This is a genomic window from Parerythrobacter jejuensis, from assembly GCF_039536765.1.
In the GTDB taxonomy this organism is placed as follows: domain Bacteria; phylum Pseudomonadota; class Alphaproteobacteria; order Sphingomonadales; family Sphingomonadaceae; genus Parerythrobacter; species Parerythrobacter jejuensis.
The window spans coordinates 1821399-1839583 of the sequence record NZ_BAAAZF010000001.1; the positions used below are offsets into that span (position 1 = coordinate 1821399).

At 55.6% G+C, this 18185-nt stretch carries 15 protein-coding genes; all 15 read right to left on the reverse strand.

Annotation, left to right across the window (positions count from 1 at the left end):
- Positions 1–32: 32 nt before the first annotated feature.
- Positions 33–1412, reverse strand: a complete 1380-nt coding sequence (locus ABD653_RS09020) for a hypothetical protein (RefSeq protein WP_344705328.1) — start codon at positions 1410–1412, stop codon at positions 33–35.
- A 36-nt stretch (positions 1413–1448) separates the two neighbouring features.
- Positions 1449–2669, reverse strand: a complete 1221-nt coding sequence (locus tag ABD653_RS09025; protein ID WP_160778374.1) for a hybrid nucleoside-diphosphate sugar epimerase/sugar transferase — start codon at positions 2667–2669, stop codon at positions 1449–1451.
- Positions 2656–3834: a glycosyltransferase family 4 protein gene (locus ABD653_RS09030; protein WP_325065366.1), complete on the reverse strand. Its 1179-nt coding sequence runs from the start codon at positions 3832–3834 to the stop codon at positions 2656–2658. Before ABD653_RS09030 ends, ABD653_RS09025 begins: the two co-directional genes overlap by 14 nt.
- Before the next feature lie 20 nt (positions 3835–3854).
- Entirely contained in the window at positions 3855–5066 is a 1212-nt protein-coding gene (gene wecC, locus ABD653_RS09035; RefSeq protein ID WP_160778376.1) for a UDP-N-acetyl-D-mannosamine dehydrogenase, read from the reverse strand.
- A 111-nt stretch (positions 5067–5177) separates the two neighbouring features.
- Entirely contained in the window at positions 5178–6776 is a 1599-nt protein-coding gene (locus tag ABD653_RS09040) for a heparinase II/III family protein (RefSeq protein ID WP_344705329.1), read from the reverse strand.
- Between the two features lie 54 nt (positions 6777–6830).
- On the reverse strand, positions 6831–8957 hold the full coding sequence (locus ABD653_RS09045; protein WP_160778378.1) for a bi-domain-containing oxidoreductase: 2127 nt from the start codon (positions 8955–8957) through the stop codon (positions 6831–6833).
- 12 nt (positions 8958–8969) lie between these two features.
- The gene (locus ABD653_RS09050) at positions 8970–9740 is read right to left on the reverse strand and encodes an AglZ/HisF2 family acetamidino modification protein (RefSeq protein ID WP_160778379.1); all 771 of its coding nucleotides are present in this window, start codon (positions 9738–9740) and stop codon (positions 8970–8972) included.
- Between the two features lie 2 nt (positions 9741–9742).
- Entirely contained in the window at positions 9743–10345 is a 603-nt protein-coding gene (gene hisH, locus ABD653_RS09055) for an imidazole glycerol phosphate synthase subunit HisH (protein ID WP_325065420.1), read from the reverse strand.
- A 5-nt stretch (positions 10346–10350) separates the two neighbouring features.
- Positions 10351–11478 (reverse strand): N-acetyl sugar amidotransferase, encoded by a 1128-nt coding sequence (locus tag ABD653_RS09060; protein ID WP_160778381.1) that lies wholly within the window; start codon positions 11476–11478, stop codon positions 10351–10353.
- Positions 11471–12100: a CatB-related O-acetyltransferase gene (locus ABD653_RS09065; RefSeq protein WP_160778382.1), complete on the reverse strand. Its 630-nt coding sequence runs from the start codon at positions 12098–12100 to the stop codon at positions 11471–11473. The genes ABD653_RS09060 and ABD653_RS09065 overlap by 8 nt, the downstream gene beginning before the upstream one ends.
- Positions 12097–13275 (reverse strand): hypothetical protein, encoded by a 1179-nt coding sequence (locus ABD653_RS09070; RefSeq protein WP_160778383.1) that lies wholly within the window; start codon positions 13273–13275, stop codon positions 12097–12099. Before ABD653_RS09070 ends, ABD653_RS09065 begins: the two co-directional genes overlap by 4 nt.
- On the reverse strand, positions 13275–14534 hold the full coding sequence (locus ABD653_RS09075; protein ID WP_160778384.1) for a hypothetical protein: 1260 nt from the start codon (positions 14532–14534) through the stop codon (positions 13275–13277). The genes ABD653_RS09070 and ABD653_RS09075 overlap by 1 nt, the downstream gene beginning before the upstream one ends.
- Positions 14531–15841, reverse strand: a complete 1311-nt coding sequence (locus tag ABD653_RS09080) for a lipopolysaccharide biosynthesis protein (RefSeq protein WP_160778385.1) — start codon at positions 15839–15841, stop codon at positions 14531–14533. The genes ABD653_RS09075 and ABD653_RS09080 overlap by 4 nt, the downstream gene beginning before the upstream one ends.
- A 27-nt stretch (positions 15842–15868) precedes the next feature.
- On the reverse strand, positions 15869–16924 hold the full coding sequence (locus ABD653_RS09085; RefSeq protein ID WP_160778386.1) for a nucleotidyltransferase family protein: 1056 nt from the start codon (positions 16922–16924) through the stop codon (positions 15869–15871).
- A complete protein-coding gene (gene neuC, locus ABD653_RS09090) occupies positions 16924–18105 on the reverse strand; it encodes a UDP-N-acetylglucosamine 2-epimerase (RefSeq protein WP_160778387.1) in 1182 nt (393 codons plus the stop codon). The genes ABD653_RS09085 and neuC overlap by 1 nt, the downstream gene beginning before the upstream one ends.
- Between the last annotated feature and the right edge of the window lie 80 nt (positions 18106–18185).

Consider the following 18185-nt stretch of genomic DNA (forward strand, 5'->3'; position numbering starts at 1 on the left):
GTCGCTCTATCGATCCAGGGACTCGGACGTTTCTATTTCTCGGATCGACCGGTTTCCACCCAGAACCCGCCGAGCCGATCAGGCAGCTTACGGAGATGAAGAACCGTGTGAGCTTGGGGGGTAAAAGGGCGACTATCCTGTAGCAACATCCGGCCAGCACTCGCACCGCTGGAAACAACCGTACCCGATCCTAGAAAATGCAGGCTCAATTCTTGCTCTGACGCTCCGCCCACTAGCCTGTCGAGCCGTTGCTGACCTGTTCCCGCCACATAAATCAAGCGCAGTTGGCTGGCATTCAATCGGCCTTCCTGCGGTGTTGCTGTAGTTCCGTCCAGCGCGCTCTGGCCGATTACCATTCCACGACGAGCTTCAAATCGCGCGATTGGGCGGAGCATGTCACCCGGGTCAACCACAGCGAGCCCGGCGCTTGCGCTGGCTCTGAACCCTGGAACCTTTACTTCCTCTCCATTGGCGCCGGTCGGTATCAGCCTGTCGATTGCATCTCTGGATATCCCGGCCGCCGCGCGCTCCGACACAAAGTTGCCTGGATGAAAGGAAGAGACCTTGTGCCTATAGCTTGCAGACAGATCACCAAGACCGAGCAGGACATTGCCACGCTCCGTCACTCGCAGGATGGATCGGTCAGCAGAATCGACGATCCGCCAGCGAACTGAGCCGTCGACCAGATCACGCCCGAATTTTCCGGTTGGCGGTGAGCGGCCCGTGAGGCCCGCATCCAATGACTCCAAGACCAAGCTGCCCGTGGTGCGGAACACCCCTGGTTCGGCAATGCGCTCTTCGGCAGACCATCGTTCATATCGATTGTGAATGGCCGCCCACGGAGCCAGAGATCGCAGCCTCAGCGACCATTGATCGCGGCCGTCCTCTTTCCCGAACTGCAGCAAGGCACCTCCCCTATTCCCCCTTTTCGACGGACCATTGGCAAAATCGCCGGCACTCCACAGCAGTGAAGCAAGCCGCGCCTCTCCACTTCTCGAAGAGGATACCCCGAAATTGTTCAAGTTGAGCACGGGATGGTGGCCGCTGCCAATCTGCCAATGCGTATCGCTCGTTGCTCGGTCTCGAGAAAGCACGCCGAGAGACTTGGTGGTCTCACCCTGGGTAGCGAAGCCATTCACCAAAGAAAGATCAAGCAAGACCTTCTCCGCAGGCAGCGACGCAAGAACCCGTTGTCGATCGAAACGACATCCAGCTGGCACGATGATGAGATGACTGGCCCTATCGCCGGCTGCAAGAATGGCATCACTTGCATCTCTGAGCCCCTCACATTGCACGGCAAGGAGAGATTGGGCCTCCTCGGTTGGTGGGGTTGGCTGAGCAGCATAGGTCGCCGCGAACCCAACAATTGCCATGCAAGCAAGACTCGAAGAGATAGACAGGATTAGTCGCATTGTTCTTCCTTGCTGAAGCCCCCTGCCTCACTTCGTTCACGAGCCTATTCGGTCCCCTTGCCCACGCCCCAGGAAAGTTGCGAACACGACGCTGATCTCGCTCAAGATGGATCGCTGCATAACATACCGGCGATCCCATTGAGCCAGCAGCTTGGGCGTGCTCATGTCAATCTCATGGACCTGAGCGAGCCCGGTGATACCAGGCTTCACGTTCAGGACACCGCGGCGGGAGCGCTCTGCGATCAGTTCGGATTGGACCGGCAAACATGGTCGTGGGCCGACCAAGCTAAGTTCATTCTTCAGAATGTTTAAAACTTGGGGCAATTCGTCGAGCTTGGACTTGCGCAGGAAACCGCCAACGCGGGTGATGGATGACGCGCCAACCTCGTGTGTGCCTCTTTGTGTGGTCCCCTGAGCCATGGTTCGGAATTTGTAGCAGACAAAGGCTTGTCCGGCTCGCCCGACACGCGTCTGAGCGAAAATCGCAGGTCCGGGGCTGTCAATTCGCACGGCCAGCCAAAGAATCGCGAAGAGCCAGAAAAACAATATCGCCACCGCAAGGGCGAACACCAGATCTATGGTCCGTTTGACAGCTAGAAACAGCAGGTTCGAGTGCTGCCCATCAGACAGTTCCGTCACTGTATCCGGCCATGTTGCTGCATCGGTCGCGAGAAAATGGGCAACCGTTCCCACAGACACAGTCGGCCGCAAGGCACTGGCCAGGGCGAACAGGGGAAACTGCAAGAAACGCGGCAATCGGGCGAGTAGCCTGAGTTTGCCCTGTTGAGCGATGCCATGAATTGCCGCCAGCCTGATGGATAGGGCAAAGCCCCCCCCAGACCGCGTCAATTCTTCGTCCGCTCGCGCCTTGCTAGCCGCATAGAGCGACTTTTCCGGAGTGGCAGCATGCAAACTGGAAAAGTTGACGAACCGATCAACCTGCGCCTGCTTGGCTAGGTCCATCACTTCCAAAGCGTGATCCACGTTGGCGGTTTGAAAGTCTGCTTGGGTTCCGGCCTGATCATTGTTGCGCGCAGCAAGGTTCACCACCAGAGAACACCCTGCAGCAAGGTCCGAGATCTCATCGTAGCTGCCGACATCGCAACCGGGATAAAGTTGGGCCAGTCTTTGGACATCACGGCCCACAAGTCGCACTTCAACACCTTGCTTACGCAACAACGGGACCAGTGCCTGGCCAACCACACCACTCGCGCCGCACAGGAGAAATCGCTTCGTCACCGGTTCACCCTTGCGCAACAAAACTGACCAAGTCGTCGGCCATTCTGTTCATGATTTCTGTCCGGGCAAATTTCTCCCGAAACGTGCGCACAGCAGCGAGGTCAACAGGGCCAAGCTGGTCGAATGCTTCGACCAGCTGGTCCGGACGACAAGGTTCAAACACACGCGCATAAGGCAATTCTTCCTGAACCAGCTTGGCACTCACGCCATTCAGCCCGGCCAGAATTGGCTTTCCCATGGCCCCATATTCGAAAATCTTTGACGGAAGAACTTTCAGGAAGGCCGGATAGTCATTGAGGTGGACAAACAAGATGTCAGCCTGCGCATACTCCTGCAGCAGAACCGTTCGCGAAACCGGCGGCACAAGGGTGACGTTGGGCAACCCTGATACACTTTTCTTGAGCTCGGCAAGCCCGCCTCCGTGCCCAACGATACGGAATTGCGCGCGCGACCCCAATGAACGCGCAGCCTCGGGCAAGATCCGGTGCAGACCCTGCCCTTCGCCCACATTGCCAGCATACAAGATTGTCGGGGGCCGTTTCGTGGCGGGAAGCGATCCGGCGGGATCGATCGCCAAGAACTCTTCATCGATGCCGTTCGGCAGTTCGCTCAATTCAGCAGCAGGAGCAATCCGATGCACGTGTTCGGTGAAACCTGGTGAAACGACATTGATGTAGGAAGCTCTGCGGAAAGTCCAACGCTCAAGTAGATTGAAGAGTGGCGCCAGTACCTTAGCTGTTCCTCTGCCCAGGACATTAGACATTGTCTCGGCAAACAAGTCCCGAATGTCGAGATAAAGGGGGACTGATTTGGCGGTCGACACGAAAGCCCCCAAGGTCGCCGTCATCAAACGGGAGGAGGTGGCAAAAGCGCCATCGAAGGGGCCAGATCGGAAAACTATGGGCAACGCCTTGCCTGCAAATGTCAGAAATGATCTGGCTTGGTCGATCATCCCGCTGTCATGGGCCGGCAAGGCGATTCGATGGACGGTGACCCTGCCAATCTGTTCGCACTCAGGAGCCTCTGCTATGGCTTCCCTGTATCTATTCGGCTGGGTGGTGACGACTACGGCAGTCATACCTTCTGGCATGCGCTCGTTCAAAGCGGCAACCAATGCTCCGCACCGGAACGAACCTGCGCACAAGTCAGGCGGGAAGTAAAAACTCAAGATGAGTAGTTTCACTGCGTCGTCCCCGCCTTGGGCTAATTCTGGGCCTGTAACGCGCCACAGAAATCAAATACCTGTTTGCCCTCCAGGCGGCGCATGAATTCTTCGGTCTTGAATTCCTTATGGCTTACCAGCAGGGCGACGATATCGCAGGCATCCAATGCTTCGTCGAGCGAATGAATCGGAAGCTCATTGTGTTGTTCGATGTTCGGCTCAACGTTCATCGTTGCCACGCCGCTGGCACGAAGGGTTTCCGCCACTCGCAACGCCGGCGCTTCCCTGAGGTCATCTATGTCTGGCTTGAAGGCCAGGCCAAGACAGGCAATCTTGGAATCTCCCGAAACTTTGGCAGCCGATTTGATACACTCGATCACCCAGTGCGTCTTATAGTCATTAATCTCACGCGCTTGCCGAATGAGCTTTGCATTCTCGGGGTCTCGAGCAACAATGAACCATGGATCTACTGCTATGCAGTGTCCGCCCACACCAGTTCCAGGCTGCAGAATGTTGACCCGGGGATGATGATTGGACAGCCGAATGAGTTCCCAGACGTCTATGCCTTCCCGCTCACACAAGAGAGACAACTCGTTAGCGAAAGCTATGTTGACATCGCGAAAGCTGTTCTCGGTCAGTTTGCACATCTCCGCAGTCTTCGCATCGGTCCGCAAAACTTCTCCTTGAACAAAGCGCTCATAAAAATCAGCGACCTGCTTGGTAGCCTCGGGTGTATATCCACCCACGATCCTGTCGTTTTCTACCAGTTCAGCCAGGATCTTCCCCGGCAAGACTCGCTCAGGGCAATAGGCAAGGGAAATTGATTCAGGCTCGATCCCGGCCTTCTGAAGCTCTTGGGCAACCATTGCTGTCGATCCCACCGGCGACGTGGATTCAAGAATCACGATATTCCCTGGCTTGAGAAACGGTGCAATGGCACGCGAAGCGGAGAGCACATAATCAAGATTCGGCTCAGGGTACTCCCCCCCGTCACGAAACGGCGTGGGCACACACAGCATGAAGACATCTGCCTCTGCCGGAGACGTTGATGCTTTCAGCTTTCCGGTCTCCACAGTCCGTTTTACCAGTGCGTCAAGATCGGGTTCGACAATATGTACGCGACCGTCAGAAATGACGTCCACCACATGCTGGCTCAAATCTACGCCGTGCACGTCAAATCCGGAATCAGCCATCAAAGCCGCGGTGGGAAGGCCGATATAGCCGAGGCCCATGACACATATGCGTTCGATCATAGCGATGCGTTTCCTGCCTGAGGATTGAGATAAACTGGAGGGAGAGGGAGAGTGAGAATTGAAGAGTCTGTCATCTTTGGCCCGACGCAATTTCGGACCTCGGGGAGGCGCCTATTGGAGGGGCTGCCATACAATGCGAAGATGCGCGTGACCACCCACAAGCCGAACGTGCAAAGCCGCCGTATCTTCTTTCCTGCCAAACTCGGCGCTGTGCTTGCCCGTTGTAAGCTGCGCGTCGCCACATAGAGCATCGATCTTTATCCTATCGAGATTGAATCCAGCTGGCCCACTCACCGAAATTCTGCGTGCCGGATGAAAAAGATACTGGGCGACGGCTTCGCTCGCCGGCATGACTTCGTCGGACACCGTCAAGCTAGAACCATCAAGCTGCCATGTACGTTTGTGGCGCGGAGAGCCTGGCAGGCGCGCATAGCCATCATGAGCTGCAGACACACTAACGCCGGTTGCGCTCTCTTCTACCTTTACCCCTATCGGCCTGGCCCGGCGCGCGACACGAAAGCCACCCCAAACTTCAGAGGAATTGGCCGCTCCCACCGTGACAGTACTATGGGCGCGCGTTCCTCGTTCCGCCAATCGCTCGGCGCTCGTGCCATAGCACGATGTCCCGCCATTCACGATCAGGCGTTCGCCGTTGACCGACAGCTCGAAGGATAGTGTGTCTGCATGTCCATGGGCCGGCAAGTAGTCAGGTCCGACCTGTGCGACATCGCATAGCAAGACAGCCCCTGATGACTCGATGCGGACATAGCCACTATCACGCAGCCAGATGGCGGAATCGCCGACCGCAACGACACCGCGTCCAGGATTCCCTGAAACTCCCAAGGCATCTGCATATCTGAGCAATTCATCGACCGGTGGTGCAATCCCGAGGGCGGCGTCATTGAAGTTCGAAATCTCACCATCCGGATGGCACATGCTCTCCAGCCAGAAACGCATCTCTGCCGCCGTGCGACGCCAATAAGCGACGGTTCTGCTGTCTATGAGTTGCGGTTTTGCAAGCGAAAGATTGATCAAGTCCAGGACATCTTCGAAACCCAGAGCATGATACATCGTGCTCAGTTCGAAATTGCCTCCATCCGGCAAGACCTGTTCAGGAATTTCCCGAGCAAGGATCTTGAGACCACAATTCCGCCACTCTTCCGCCTCGGCGGCTTCAAAGACTGACCCGGCAAACACCAGTGCTTTGGCGTTCGCAAGAAGATGATTGCCGAGCAGGTGGTATTCCAAATCCTGGGCAAGATGCCGCGCCTGAACTGCCATCGACTGCATCATCTCGGGTCTGGGTGAGTGGCCGGCAAAGAGCCACTTGCACCAGTTCACCAGGCGCAAGGATGTGGGGTAAGGATCAAATGCCGGCCGATCACCCGCGGAATTGTCTGCCAGCCAGTTATCAATAAGATCTTGGTGCATGTCGGCACGCTCGGCCGCGTGCAAGGCATTGAGATCGTCGAAATAGTGTTGGTTGTAACGCCACAGCAATTCGCGTCGGTCGTCTTTCCAGCCGATTTCGGCGAGATCACCAGGCTGATTGAGAAAGTGAAAGCTTCCCGGGGCCAGCAAGCTCTGCGCGCGTGCGGCAGGTCTACGCCATGCAGCAACTTGCAGATCTACAGGCGGGGCAGCCGCAGAATCGACCTTTACCTTTCGAAAACGCAATAGCAGTTGGTGCCACACCTGCTCCAGCCGCATGTATCTGAGCGTATGGAAATATAGGCTTATGCGCGCCAACATGGCCGACCTCACTCAGGAGTCATGAACAAGCTGGATCGAAGTTTCTGCAATCTCGAAGATCTGGTCGACCGGGATAGGAGGCGCGCCCTCTCCCGAGACAGCCTCCACAAACCCCGCAGCAAACGCTCGCTGACCCTTGTCCTGACGCATGAGCCGATCATTTCTGACGCCAGGCCAACCGAAGCTGCGCAGTTTACGAAAATTGTCGAGCTGCAGGATGCTCTCGCCCGCGAAGATCTCAAGGCGCTCCTTGGGAAAGGACTTTGATCCATTGGCAAAGTAGTGGACCGTGCCGATCGAACCGTCTTCAAAATCCAGGGAGATTGAAACCGTGTCACCACATTGCGACTCCATTGAGCTCATCGATGCGTTCTTGATCGGACTGTCGGCCAGATGGCGAAGCAAATCGATGAAGTGGCATGCTTCGCCAATGACGCGGCCCCCACCTGCATTCAGATCCTGTGTCCAGTGATCGCTGGGAATAGCTCCCGCATTGACCGTCATCACCATTGCCTTTGGCCCCTGCTTCTTGGCCAGGGCCTCGCGTGCAGTCCGCACATGCGGGGCAAAACGACGATTGAAACCGACCGACAAGACAGGGCCGGGCCCGGCCTTGTTGGCAGCTTCGTAGGCGGCCCGGATTTCGTCGAGTTCTGACTTGTGCAGGCAGAGGGGCTTCTCAACAAATACGCTCTTGCCGGCGTTGAGCGCACGTATGACGAACTGCGCGTGTGTATCGTGCCGCGTTGAAATGACAATCGCATCAACAGACGTGTCTTCGAAAACCGAGTCCAGATCGGTGGTGCTTGCACTGAAGCTACTCTTCTTGCCAACCTGATACGCGCTTAGGCCTCCCGCAGAAGCAATGACCCCCAGCTGCGCCCGCGTCGCAGCGAATGCTGGCGCCAAGACAGCGTTTGCGTAATTGCCTGCCCCGATGAAAGCGACTTTTGGAGCCGCAGGGCCATCAAAGAGCGAGCTTTCCGCAGCGGAAGCCACGGAGACTGTCTTCATGCCACGGTTCAGAGGAGTCGATGAATAGTCCAGCATAACCCCGAGCGCGGGTTTGCGATCGGAAATGAGCTGGTACGCATCCGCCGCATTCTCGATAGAAAAACGATGTGATATCAGAGGTTTAATATCAATTTTTCCGTCAGCCATCAACCCAAGGACGGCTTCGAAATTGCGCTGCTCCGTCCAGCGGACGAAGCCTAGAGGGTAGTCATTCCCGCCCTGCTCATAATTGGGATCATACCGGCCGGGGCCGTAGGAGCAGGATACTTGGAAGGAGAGCTCTTTCTCGTAGAAATCGGCACGCGATAGCTCCAGGCCGGTGACGCCCACCAAGACAATCCGGCCGCGCTTGCGGCACATTTTCGCGCCTTGGCTTATCGGATCATTGCTATCGGTGGAGGCGCAAATGACGACGGCATCAACGCCACGCTGCCCGGTTAGCCCAAGCGCATCGGCAACAGGATCGCTGCTGGTCGAAAGATCGATGGTCTTGGCACCGAACGTCCGCGCTAGCTCCAGTTTCTCGGCATCGAAATCCAGACCGATTACTTCGCATCCATTGGCCTTCAACAATTGCACGCATAGGAGACCGATGAGACCAAGCCCGCTGACAACAACTGTCTCTCCCAAGGTGGGATCAGCTAGACGAATGCCCTGGAGCCCGATTGCAGCCATGACTGTAAAGGCAGCTTCGTCATCACTCACAGCGTCGGGAATGCGGGCCGCGAGGTTGGTGGGGATAGCCACATACTCAGCGTGCGGTCCATTGCTAACGACACGATCACCCTCGGCGAAGTCCGACACACCAGAGCCCATTTCCACCACGGTGCCAACGTTGCAGTAGCCAAGCGGCAACGGCTGATCGAGCTTGTTCAAGACCGCTTCAACGGTTGGCTGAAGACCGTCGACCCGAACCTTGTCGAGAACCATCTTGACTTTATCTGGCTGCTGCCGCGCTTTGTCGATCCAGCCTGCCTTGCCGAAATCGACAAGCATTCGCTCTGTCCCGACTGAAACCAGGCTGGTCGATGTTTGCACCAAGAGCTGGCGTTTGCCAGGCTGGGGCACCGGTACGTCCGCAACCTCAGTCCGGCCATCTTTCAGGCCCTGTAAAACTTGCTTCACTGCAGCACCTTCTTAGTCTTTGCCGATTAGCGCGGCTTTTTGCTCGTCGACCGGGTAGTTGATGAGCACCGCCCGGTATTTGCCTTTGAAGACAAACAGGCTGCCAGCGGCAGCTCCGATAATTGGGAACCGATCTATCAATTCTCTCAGGTGTGCCAATTCGCCCGCCCCCCCCAGGGCGGTCAGTGGCACGGATGTCGCTTGACGGACGTCTTCCATGAGATCGAAATCGTAACCGCTCATCTCGCCATCGCGGTTTATATTGTTGACTACGATCTCCCCGACGCCAAGAGATTCCAGATGAGCCGCCAATTTCGCTGGCGCCAAACCTGTTTTTTTCGATCCATTGTGGGTATGCACTTCGTACTTGCCGAAGATGCCTGTCTTGCGAACATCCAGTACCGCAACGATACTCTGACTTCCAACCCTCGACACAGCTTCCGAGATAAGCGCTTCACCGTCAATCGCCGCGCTGCCTATCGCAACCTTCTCCACACCGAGAGATACGATCCGCTCAAACTGGTCTGCCGTCTTGACTCCGCCAGCATAGCACAGCGGCATGCGACACTCCGCTGCCAAATTGCGGATCATGTCGTAGTTGGGCTCCTTCCCGAGAGCAGACGCATCAATGTCGGCCACAAAAAGTTCGTCGACTTCCTTCTCGTTGAAGATCCGGACTGCATTGATTGGATCGCCAACATATTTTGGCTCGCCGAACCGCCGAGTTTTTACCAGCCCCCCTTGATGGATCAAAAGGCACGGAATGATGCGTGGTCTCAACATGATCAAATGCGCGCAAAATTGGCGAGAAGCGACACACCCCAGTGGTGGCTCTTCTCTGGGTGAAACTGCGTACCGAAGACATTGCCCTTGCGAAGGGCGCATGTGAAGTCGATGCCGTATGTTGACTGAGCCAGCGCATCTTCCGGGCTTTCAGGCACAAAGTGATAGCTGTGCAGGAAGTAGAAGCGGGGGCATGGAAGATCGACAAACAGACCATCTGCGCTTGCCGGCGTAACATCATTCCATCCCATATGTGGAAGATGCGTTCGATGGTTGAACGATGATTCATCGAAGCGTTTCACCTGCCCAGGAATCCAACCCAGCCCGGCGCATTCCCCCTCTTCGCTTCTGTCAGCCATCATTTGCATGCCCACGCAGACACCCAGCACTGGCACCTTCGTGTCAATCACGGCTTCATCCAGGGCTTCGCGCATGCCCGATTCTTGGAGGCGCTCCATCGCGCGGTCAAAAGCTCCTACGCCCGGGAGGATAATCCTCTCAGCGCCTGCAAGCTCATCAGCCCTAGTTGCATTCTTGGCAGGAATGTTGAGGCGCTTGAAAATATCGAGGAACGCTTGAACATTGCCCAGGCCGTAATCGACCACAATGATCAACGTTTGCCTCCAACTTCCAGCCCGAGCGCCTTCGCGGCCTTTGCACCGGCATCGTAGATCCACATCTGCGATTTGTAGTCACGATAAGTCTTGTTCGGCGCGTCAAAATATCCGCGCAGCTCGTCAACGGTAATCCCGAGCTTGGTCGCTACAAATTCGAAATCCTGATGAATTGTCTCGGGGTCGTATGCGGGAGATTTCAGCTTTTCGAGCGCCTCTTCACGGGTCATCTGACCTGTCAGGATCAAGCTCGAATATTGCACCTTGCGCGTATCAAATCCGAATTTCTCGGGCAGCCAGTAAGATTCGTAGAACCGCGTGAAGCGCGATTCAAAGTGCTTTTGCGGATACGGTTGCCAGCCGAACTTTTCCTGCAGAAGCTCCATGGCTTCCGTCTTCACATATGGAATCAGATTGAGTGGCCTCCACGTCCGGATGCCCTTGACGTAAGGAAGGTACAATTTGTGCCAAAGGATCGATGTGACGGGGAAGTTCTTCAGCGGACGCTCGCCAAACTGCGAATGAATGTCGCGCAATTGCCGCGCATCCGATTGGTAGTACATCCACTCGATCGGATTGCGCACGCACTCGGTAGACAGATTGCCACCTGTCAGGATGTCGCGGACGCCATATTGCGTCGCAAACTTGTACATGGTCGCGAAGAAGGCGTGGTCTTGCGGTGTATCCACATGGGGAACGCCGGAACGGAAGAAGGCCAGTTGCAGGTCCTTGATCTCTTCCCAGTCAATCACGTCGGTGTAGAGATCCAGTCCTAGATTATCGACCAAGCGCTCGATATTGTTGACTGCAATCTGGGAATTCCACCCTGCGTCGACGTGGAATACAAGCGGCCGCAAGCCGAACATTTCTTTGGCCGCATAGACCAGATACGAGCTGTCGATGCCGCCACTCATACCGATAATGCAGTCGAAATCCCGGCCCTCGCCGTTCTTTCGAATGCGCTCAATCATCCGGTTGAGCTCGTCCGCTGCCGCATCGCCCTGCGGCCAGTTGGGCAAAGTATGATCGCGAAAAGACCTGCAGTGATCGCAAACACCTTGGTCATCAAAGGTGATCTTCGCGTCTGTCTCGTCCATCACGCAGTTGGTGCAAACTCTAGTCATTGTCGCTCTTGTCGTCGCCGAGTCGGTTGATGAACTCTTGTGGATCTTTGAAATAGGCTGCGAAACGCATCAGCTTTTCATCGGGAAAATCCCACCACATTGATGCAAGCAAGTGATGGATCGTTTCTTCGTCAAAGCGATGCCGCACAAGCTTGGCTGGGCAACCCGCTGCGACCCCATAGGGCGGTATGTCTCGCGTTACAACAGCTCCTGCACCGATTACCGCGCCATGCCCGATGGACACCCCAGGGAGCACAATCGCATTGCGGCCGATCCAGACGTCATGGCCTACCTTGACCTTTTCTGGCGGAGGGCGGTCATGTTCGGAGAATTTGGCCTTCACGCTGTCGCGGCCGCTGTAAAAGACAGGCGACATACCCACCCACTCCATAGGATGGCGACCTCCGCCCAGAACCACTCCATTGGCAATCGACACGAAAGAGCCGATTTCGGCATGTGCCACATCGCAATCGTAGCCGCAAAAGGAATGGCGGCCCATGGAACTGGAAACGAAACTCGTGCCCGGTTCGACCTTGCTCGTGGCATGCACTTCTGAGTCCACTATTGCCGCGAGGCGCGCTTTCTTGAGCAACTTGGACCACAGGTAAGATAGGCGCTTCATGCTATCCCTTTCCTGGGTCGCGAACTCTCTGCCGCATCTCTTGCACGAAAGAACATCAGGATCATCAGGAAGAAGAAGACATCCAGCAGCGTCGGGAAGAGCACCGGTTCAGTCGCAGCACGGACAGCCGCCATACCGACATAGAATCCAATCGGCAACTTGAGCGACCAAGGTCCGCGAGCGAAGAAAATAATGAGAGGGCTCAGGGCAGCCATCAAAGTGGGAAAAATCCCGAAGAACGAGTGCGTCCTTATGTAGGCGATGTGAGGATTACCCTCGTGCTTGAACTCGATAAGCGTGCCTGAATAGTCAGCCCCTATGAAGAACGTAAAGACGTCGATCTTTGAAAGATAGCTCGCGATGATGGCTTCACGGTTGCGGTCGGAAATGCCGACGCTCAGCTTGGTGTAACGGCTCACGTAATCGAAAAGCTCGACGGCATAGATCGCCAACTGCGCCATCGCCGCAATCGAGATTGCCATGAGCAACAAGCGATAGATGAAGGGCACTTTGCGCGGGAAAAGATTGAATGCCAATCCGCCCATGACAAGCAGGCTTCCGACGACCAAAGAACCACGTCCGCTACCGTAAAATGCAATGAGGAACGTTATGATCGGAGTCACTAACGGGGCACGCCCATGCATGACGAATGTCGTCACGCACAAGAATGTTTGCACGATGATCATGTATGCCGGGATGCCGTTGGTGCTCGAGCCCTCGATCACCTCGGCAAAAGGTGTTGGCGAACCCCAATAGATGTAGAGGACAATCCCGACCAGAGCGGCGAGCACGAAGTACAGTATCGTCGCCGCAAGATGCAAAGCTGCAGCTGAGAAGCGCGACATTGTGTAAGCTGTCACGAACGTGACTGCGGTGGCAAAGAAGTAGAATACAGGTGAAAAACCGTGGCCTGGTTTTAGAAACGCCGGGAAGAACAATAGCAAGACCATCAAGCAATTGGTGACAGTTCGGCTACTGACCGGCAGCAAATGCGCGTGGCGCACTACAAACGCCAAACAAATGGCGACCCCGCCCACCAAAGTAATGATGGATTGTAGCGCAAATGCGAGAACGATCGTTATGCTGAGTCCGGCAAGCTCGATGCCCTGCCAAAATTCAGCAGAGCTCTTATCGGCAAAACGGGCAGTGATCGCTGGCGCTGGTAAGGTTGCCACTACTGATACTCCGATCTGATCACTGTCGAGATTTTGTCGACATCGATTATTCGGTCCGGATCATCATACAGAATCTCTGGCCTGATCGTCTCGGTCCTTATCAGGAATTTGCGTCCTTGGAATCTCGGATCGATATGAGTTGTCGAATAGAGTGACAGAAGGATGGGATCCGGCAGCGATTGAATCTCATTGATCGACTGGACCATTGCGAACCCGTCTGGTGCTTTCGGGTTTCGATAGTTTGGGTGCGGCTTGAACATCAGCGCAATATCCGGCTCATCCGCCGCGAGGCGGCGCAACTCTGTCACAAGTTGGCGTTCAGACTGCGCGATAAACGTCAATTCATTGCCGAAATCCTGGCTCACAATCACAACAGCCTTTTCCGGACCGGATTTGGAAACATCGGGAGCTGTGTCAAAGGCGGCGTTGATCGTGTGCCGCCCGTATTCGCAAGGGACCGACGCCGTATAGTAGGCCTCTTGGCGATCAATCAGAGTGTCGAATTTGGCGTAAGCGTGAACTGGGAAATACTTGCCGACGCCATGGGCGACATTGTGGGTCAAGATGTTCTTCCGCGACAAATACCGCGCGAAATGCAGGCTGCCGATGTTGAATTCATCGGAGAGTTGCACGAGCGACGGCGGCCTAGCAGCGATGCGAATGGCGCGGCGAAGTTCGCTTCGCGCCTCGAGGCGGGCAAGGCTTTCGTAATTTCGTCGCCGCAGGAAACCCAGCGTATCCCCAAGGCCATACCTGTTGCCGTCGAGAAAGTAGCGCAGGCCATTGCGGCGCAGGTAGCGGAGATATCGCCATTGCCTGCCAAGGCTTATGGGGAAGGGATACACCGCGCGCCAGACGACACCTTCATCAGCATCAAAAGCAAGTTCGATATCGTCAACATAGGCTTTGCGATACGTCCAGTCGCCATTCGTTATGCGCCTGCGTTTTAAGGCGCCGAAAAGGGCGAAAAGACTATGCGCAACGACCTTCACGATTGTTCGAACAACAACCTTGTTCGGAACACGGCGGGGGAACACATCTTCGAGAACCGACGGAGGGCCGGCCGCTTGAGCCAGATAGGCGTCCGGATCAGCCAGAAAAAGGTTCGCCTCTGCCTCATAGAAGGCCGCCGCGTTTCGCCATGACCAATTGGCCCGCCGAAACGCCCGGCTTCGATGCTCTCCGTGCGCCTTCGCCGCCGCAACTAGGCGATGGGAGAAGGCAACGGCACCGCGCAGCATGGGCACTTCGATAGTCATGCGTCTGTTCGCCAGGCGCTGAACCAAGGCATCGGCATAACAGCGTTCGAAAGCACCCAAACTGCTACGAAAAGGACGATATTCGTGATCATGAAGGATAGTCCTGCCCCAAGAATCCCGAATTGCATGATGAGGAGCGCCGACCAAACCACAGCAGCGGCCACAACACCACACGTGACAAAGGAGAGCTTCCCGGTCTTCTCGGCATAGAAGATGTAGTTGACCACGCCATAGTACATTCCTTGGAAAGCCATGCCGACCGCTACCGGAACGATGATCTGCTTGGCGTCAGAAAATTCATCCGAAAAAAGAAGGTCGAAAACACTCACAAACAGAGCCGCCGCGATCATCGAAAGAGCCAGCAAGCCAACAAACAGCCCATAGGTAACTTTGACTATCAGTCTCTTGTCGTCTTCGGAACCATCTGTGAGCTTCTTAAAAAGCCACGGAGCAAGTGTGCGATTGAGTGGCTCGATCACAAGGCTCAAGGCCATTCCGAGCTGAGATGCAACCATGAAGATCCCGAGCTTCTCAATACCCAGCAGGTACGACACCATTATCCGGTCAAGGTTGGTGAGCATTTGCCCTGCGAAGACATGCGGTACCAATGGGATACCGAAACGCGCTACGCTCTCGAAAGCCTTCTTGTCCGGAGCTGTCGCGAGGACACGTTTCTTGACCAAGAAGGCCAAAGCACACAGCGCGCTCGCGGCAATGGCTGCAACATAGGACCAAATGCGGACATCCGGACCCGCAACAATGAGCTGCAAGAGTGCAAGGCAGCCAAGAATTTCGATAGCCGACTGGAGCATACGCAGCAGCAGGTAGATGCCGGGGCGCTGACTTGCCTGCATGAAGGCAAGTCCGATCAAATTTATGCTAAGTGCCACACCTACGGCCGCAGCGCCCAACGAGTAAGTTCGCGTAAGTCCGGTGAATGCGCTGAGAGGCACGAGCCCGGTAGAAATTACCAGCCCGGCTAGCAGATGAACCAAAAGAATTACGGAGATCGCCGCAGCAACGATGCGCTGGAACCCGACAAATGCGTCTTTGAAAAACCGGACGGATACAAGGCCATGCACGGTCAGTCCGCATGTGTTGGCAATCATGGCCACTAGAACGATCCACGAAGTCGCCTGCCCAAACTCGGCCGGAGAAAGGGCCTGCGTCAGAACCGGCAGGAGGACCAATGGTGTGAGGCCGGCAAAGCTGAAAGCGATGGCATATAGTGCCACCGAGCGTCCAATGGAGGACTGCAGCCCCACCCAAGCTTGCCGCAAAAGTATCGAAGGTGAGAGCGCGCGCATACAATTCCACAAGCGACTTGCCCGCGATCACCCGGTAATCGTTTGGTCGGCTCGGGCCAGATCGTCTGGCCTGCCTACATCCAGCCAGTCCTCATGCATAGGGAAAACGACTGTGCGTTCTTGGCGGTCACGAATGCGTCCGAACAAGGTAGGCATATCGCAATAAGCATTGGTCTCTAGCAGATCGAGCGCGCTTGGGTCGATCACATAGATGCCGGCGTTTACGTAGGATTTTACGACAGGCTTTTCTTCGAACCCTGTGATTTCAACCCCATCGGTCAGAACAACACCGAATTCATTGCGCATTTCGTGACTGCGGACGGCCATGGTTGCCACAGCGCGATGGAGATTATGATAGTCGACCACTTCCGCGAAATTCACACTCGAAATGACGTCGCCGTTGCAGACAAGGAACGGTGCTCTAGGTCGCTCTTGGAGCAGACTCAGTGATCCGCCTGTGCCCAAGGGCGTTTCTTCACGGACATAGTCGATCGAGACACCCCATTTCGAACCATCACCGAAATACTCTTCGATCATGTGTCCGAGATAATGAACGGAAACGACAAAGTTCGTGATGCCCGATGCTCTTGCATTCTCAAGAATGTGTTCCAGCATCGGCTTTCCCGACACCTCGAGAAGGGGCTTCGGGCAATTCTGAGTGTGGGGCCGAAGCCGGGTGCCCTTACCGCCCGCCATGATGACCATGAGATTGGGCCGTTCTTGTGCAGCCCCCATCATATCGGGAATATATAATCCCACCAGAACTCCGGAATCATCAATAATCGGCATTTGCCGGATCTTGTTGGCTGACATCAACTGCCGCACAGTTGCTTCTGGCAAATCACTCGGTGCGACCATGGGTGAGCGCTGGATAATCCCGTCTATCGAGCTTTCCAGCGTGTCGCCGCGTAATAGGCCCCGCCGAATGTCGCCATCGGTGATGGTTCCTTCCAGCACACCGTCGGCATCGGCCGCCAATACGATTTGCAGGCCTGATCGATCAAGCGCAGCAATCGCATCGCCAATGGTGGCACTCGATCGCTGCAACAGCGCCTTTCGCCAGCCAGGGTGCGTCTCAACCATCAGACCGATCCTTCGTCAGTCGGCAGATCATATGCAAGGTCCAAAAACGCTTTTGAAGACCCGCGTGGTGTCCAGTCCTCGATCTCTTTCACAATTCGCTCAGAGGCCCCGCCCTGCCCATAAGGATTGACAACATCCTTTACCTGCTCACGAAATTCCGACGCGAGGATACGCTTCAGGCCCGCGGCGATTGCGCTGCGATCGGCTGGGCAATCGACAACGCTTGCTGCGCGCAACCTGCCATCCTGACGCGCGCCGATATTTAGCGTTGGAATCTTGAATGCAGGAGCCTCGATCAATCCACTCGATGAATTGCCAACTACGCCATCAACAATTGCCATTGTCGAAAGATACCGTCTCTGCCCAAGCGATACATGAGCACAGGCCCGATCCGGATGCGCTGCGACAAATTCATCGATCAAGCGGAAAAGCACTCGCCCGCCCGTATCCGCATTGGGCAATGTGAATATAATGCTGGCGTCAACACTCTCTAGCGCCGCCAGCAGCTCCAGCATCTGCCCGGCCGGATCGTTCGCCGTACTTGTTTCCGGATGGAAGGTGACCAGCAGATTTTTCTCCCCGAGTGGGAAATCAAGCGATGCTTCGAGTTCCTCCCGTGTCATCAGATCGGCGCGAAGTATCCCATCGATTCCCAAGCCTCCGACGTTCCATACACTGCATGGATCCTCTCCCATCTGCACCACGCGCCTCCGATAGGGCTCTGCCGCTGTGAAATGCAGGTGCGACATCTTGGTGATGGAATGACGAATCGGATCGTCACATGCGCCGACCGTCAGCTCACCGCCATGCAGATGCGCGATCGGAATATTGGCGATCATGGCAGCTGCTGCAGCGGCCAACATCTCGAAACGATCACCAAGAATCACAATCAAATCAGGCTTCAATTCGCTGAGAGCATCAGCATAGCCAATCATGCCAAGTCCCATCGACTTGGTTATACCAACCGCACTGTCAGAACTCAGCAGCATCTCGACCTTTCGGTCAATCTTGAAGCCATCAGCTTCTATCGCCTCCCAGGTCGCTCCAAACTCAGGCGACAAGTGCATGCCTGTCGCAATGATCTGCAGTTCGCATGAAGCCGAATGCTGAAGGCCTTCGATCACCCATCGCAAAAGGCCATATTCGGCCCGCGTTCCCGTTATTACGCACACTCGCTTCATCGCGCGCCCTCTCCGCAATGTTTGAGCCAAACCTGCACTTGCGAATGCAGCCTTGCTTGGCGAGGACAAGAAAACTCACC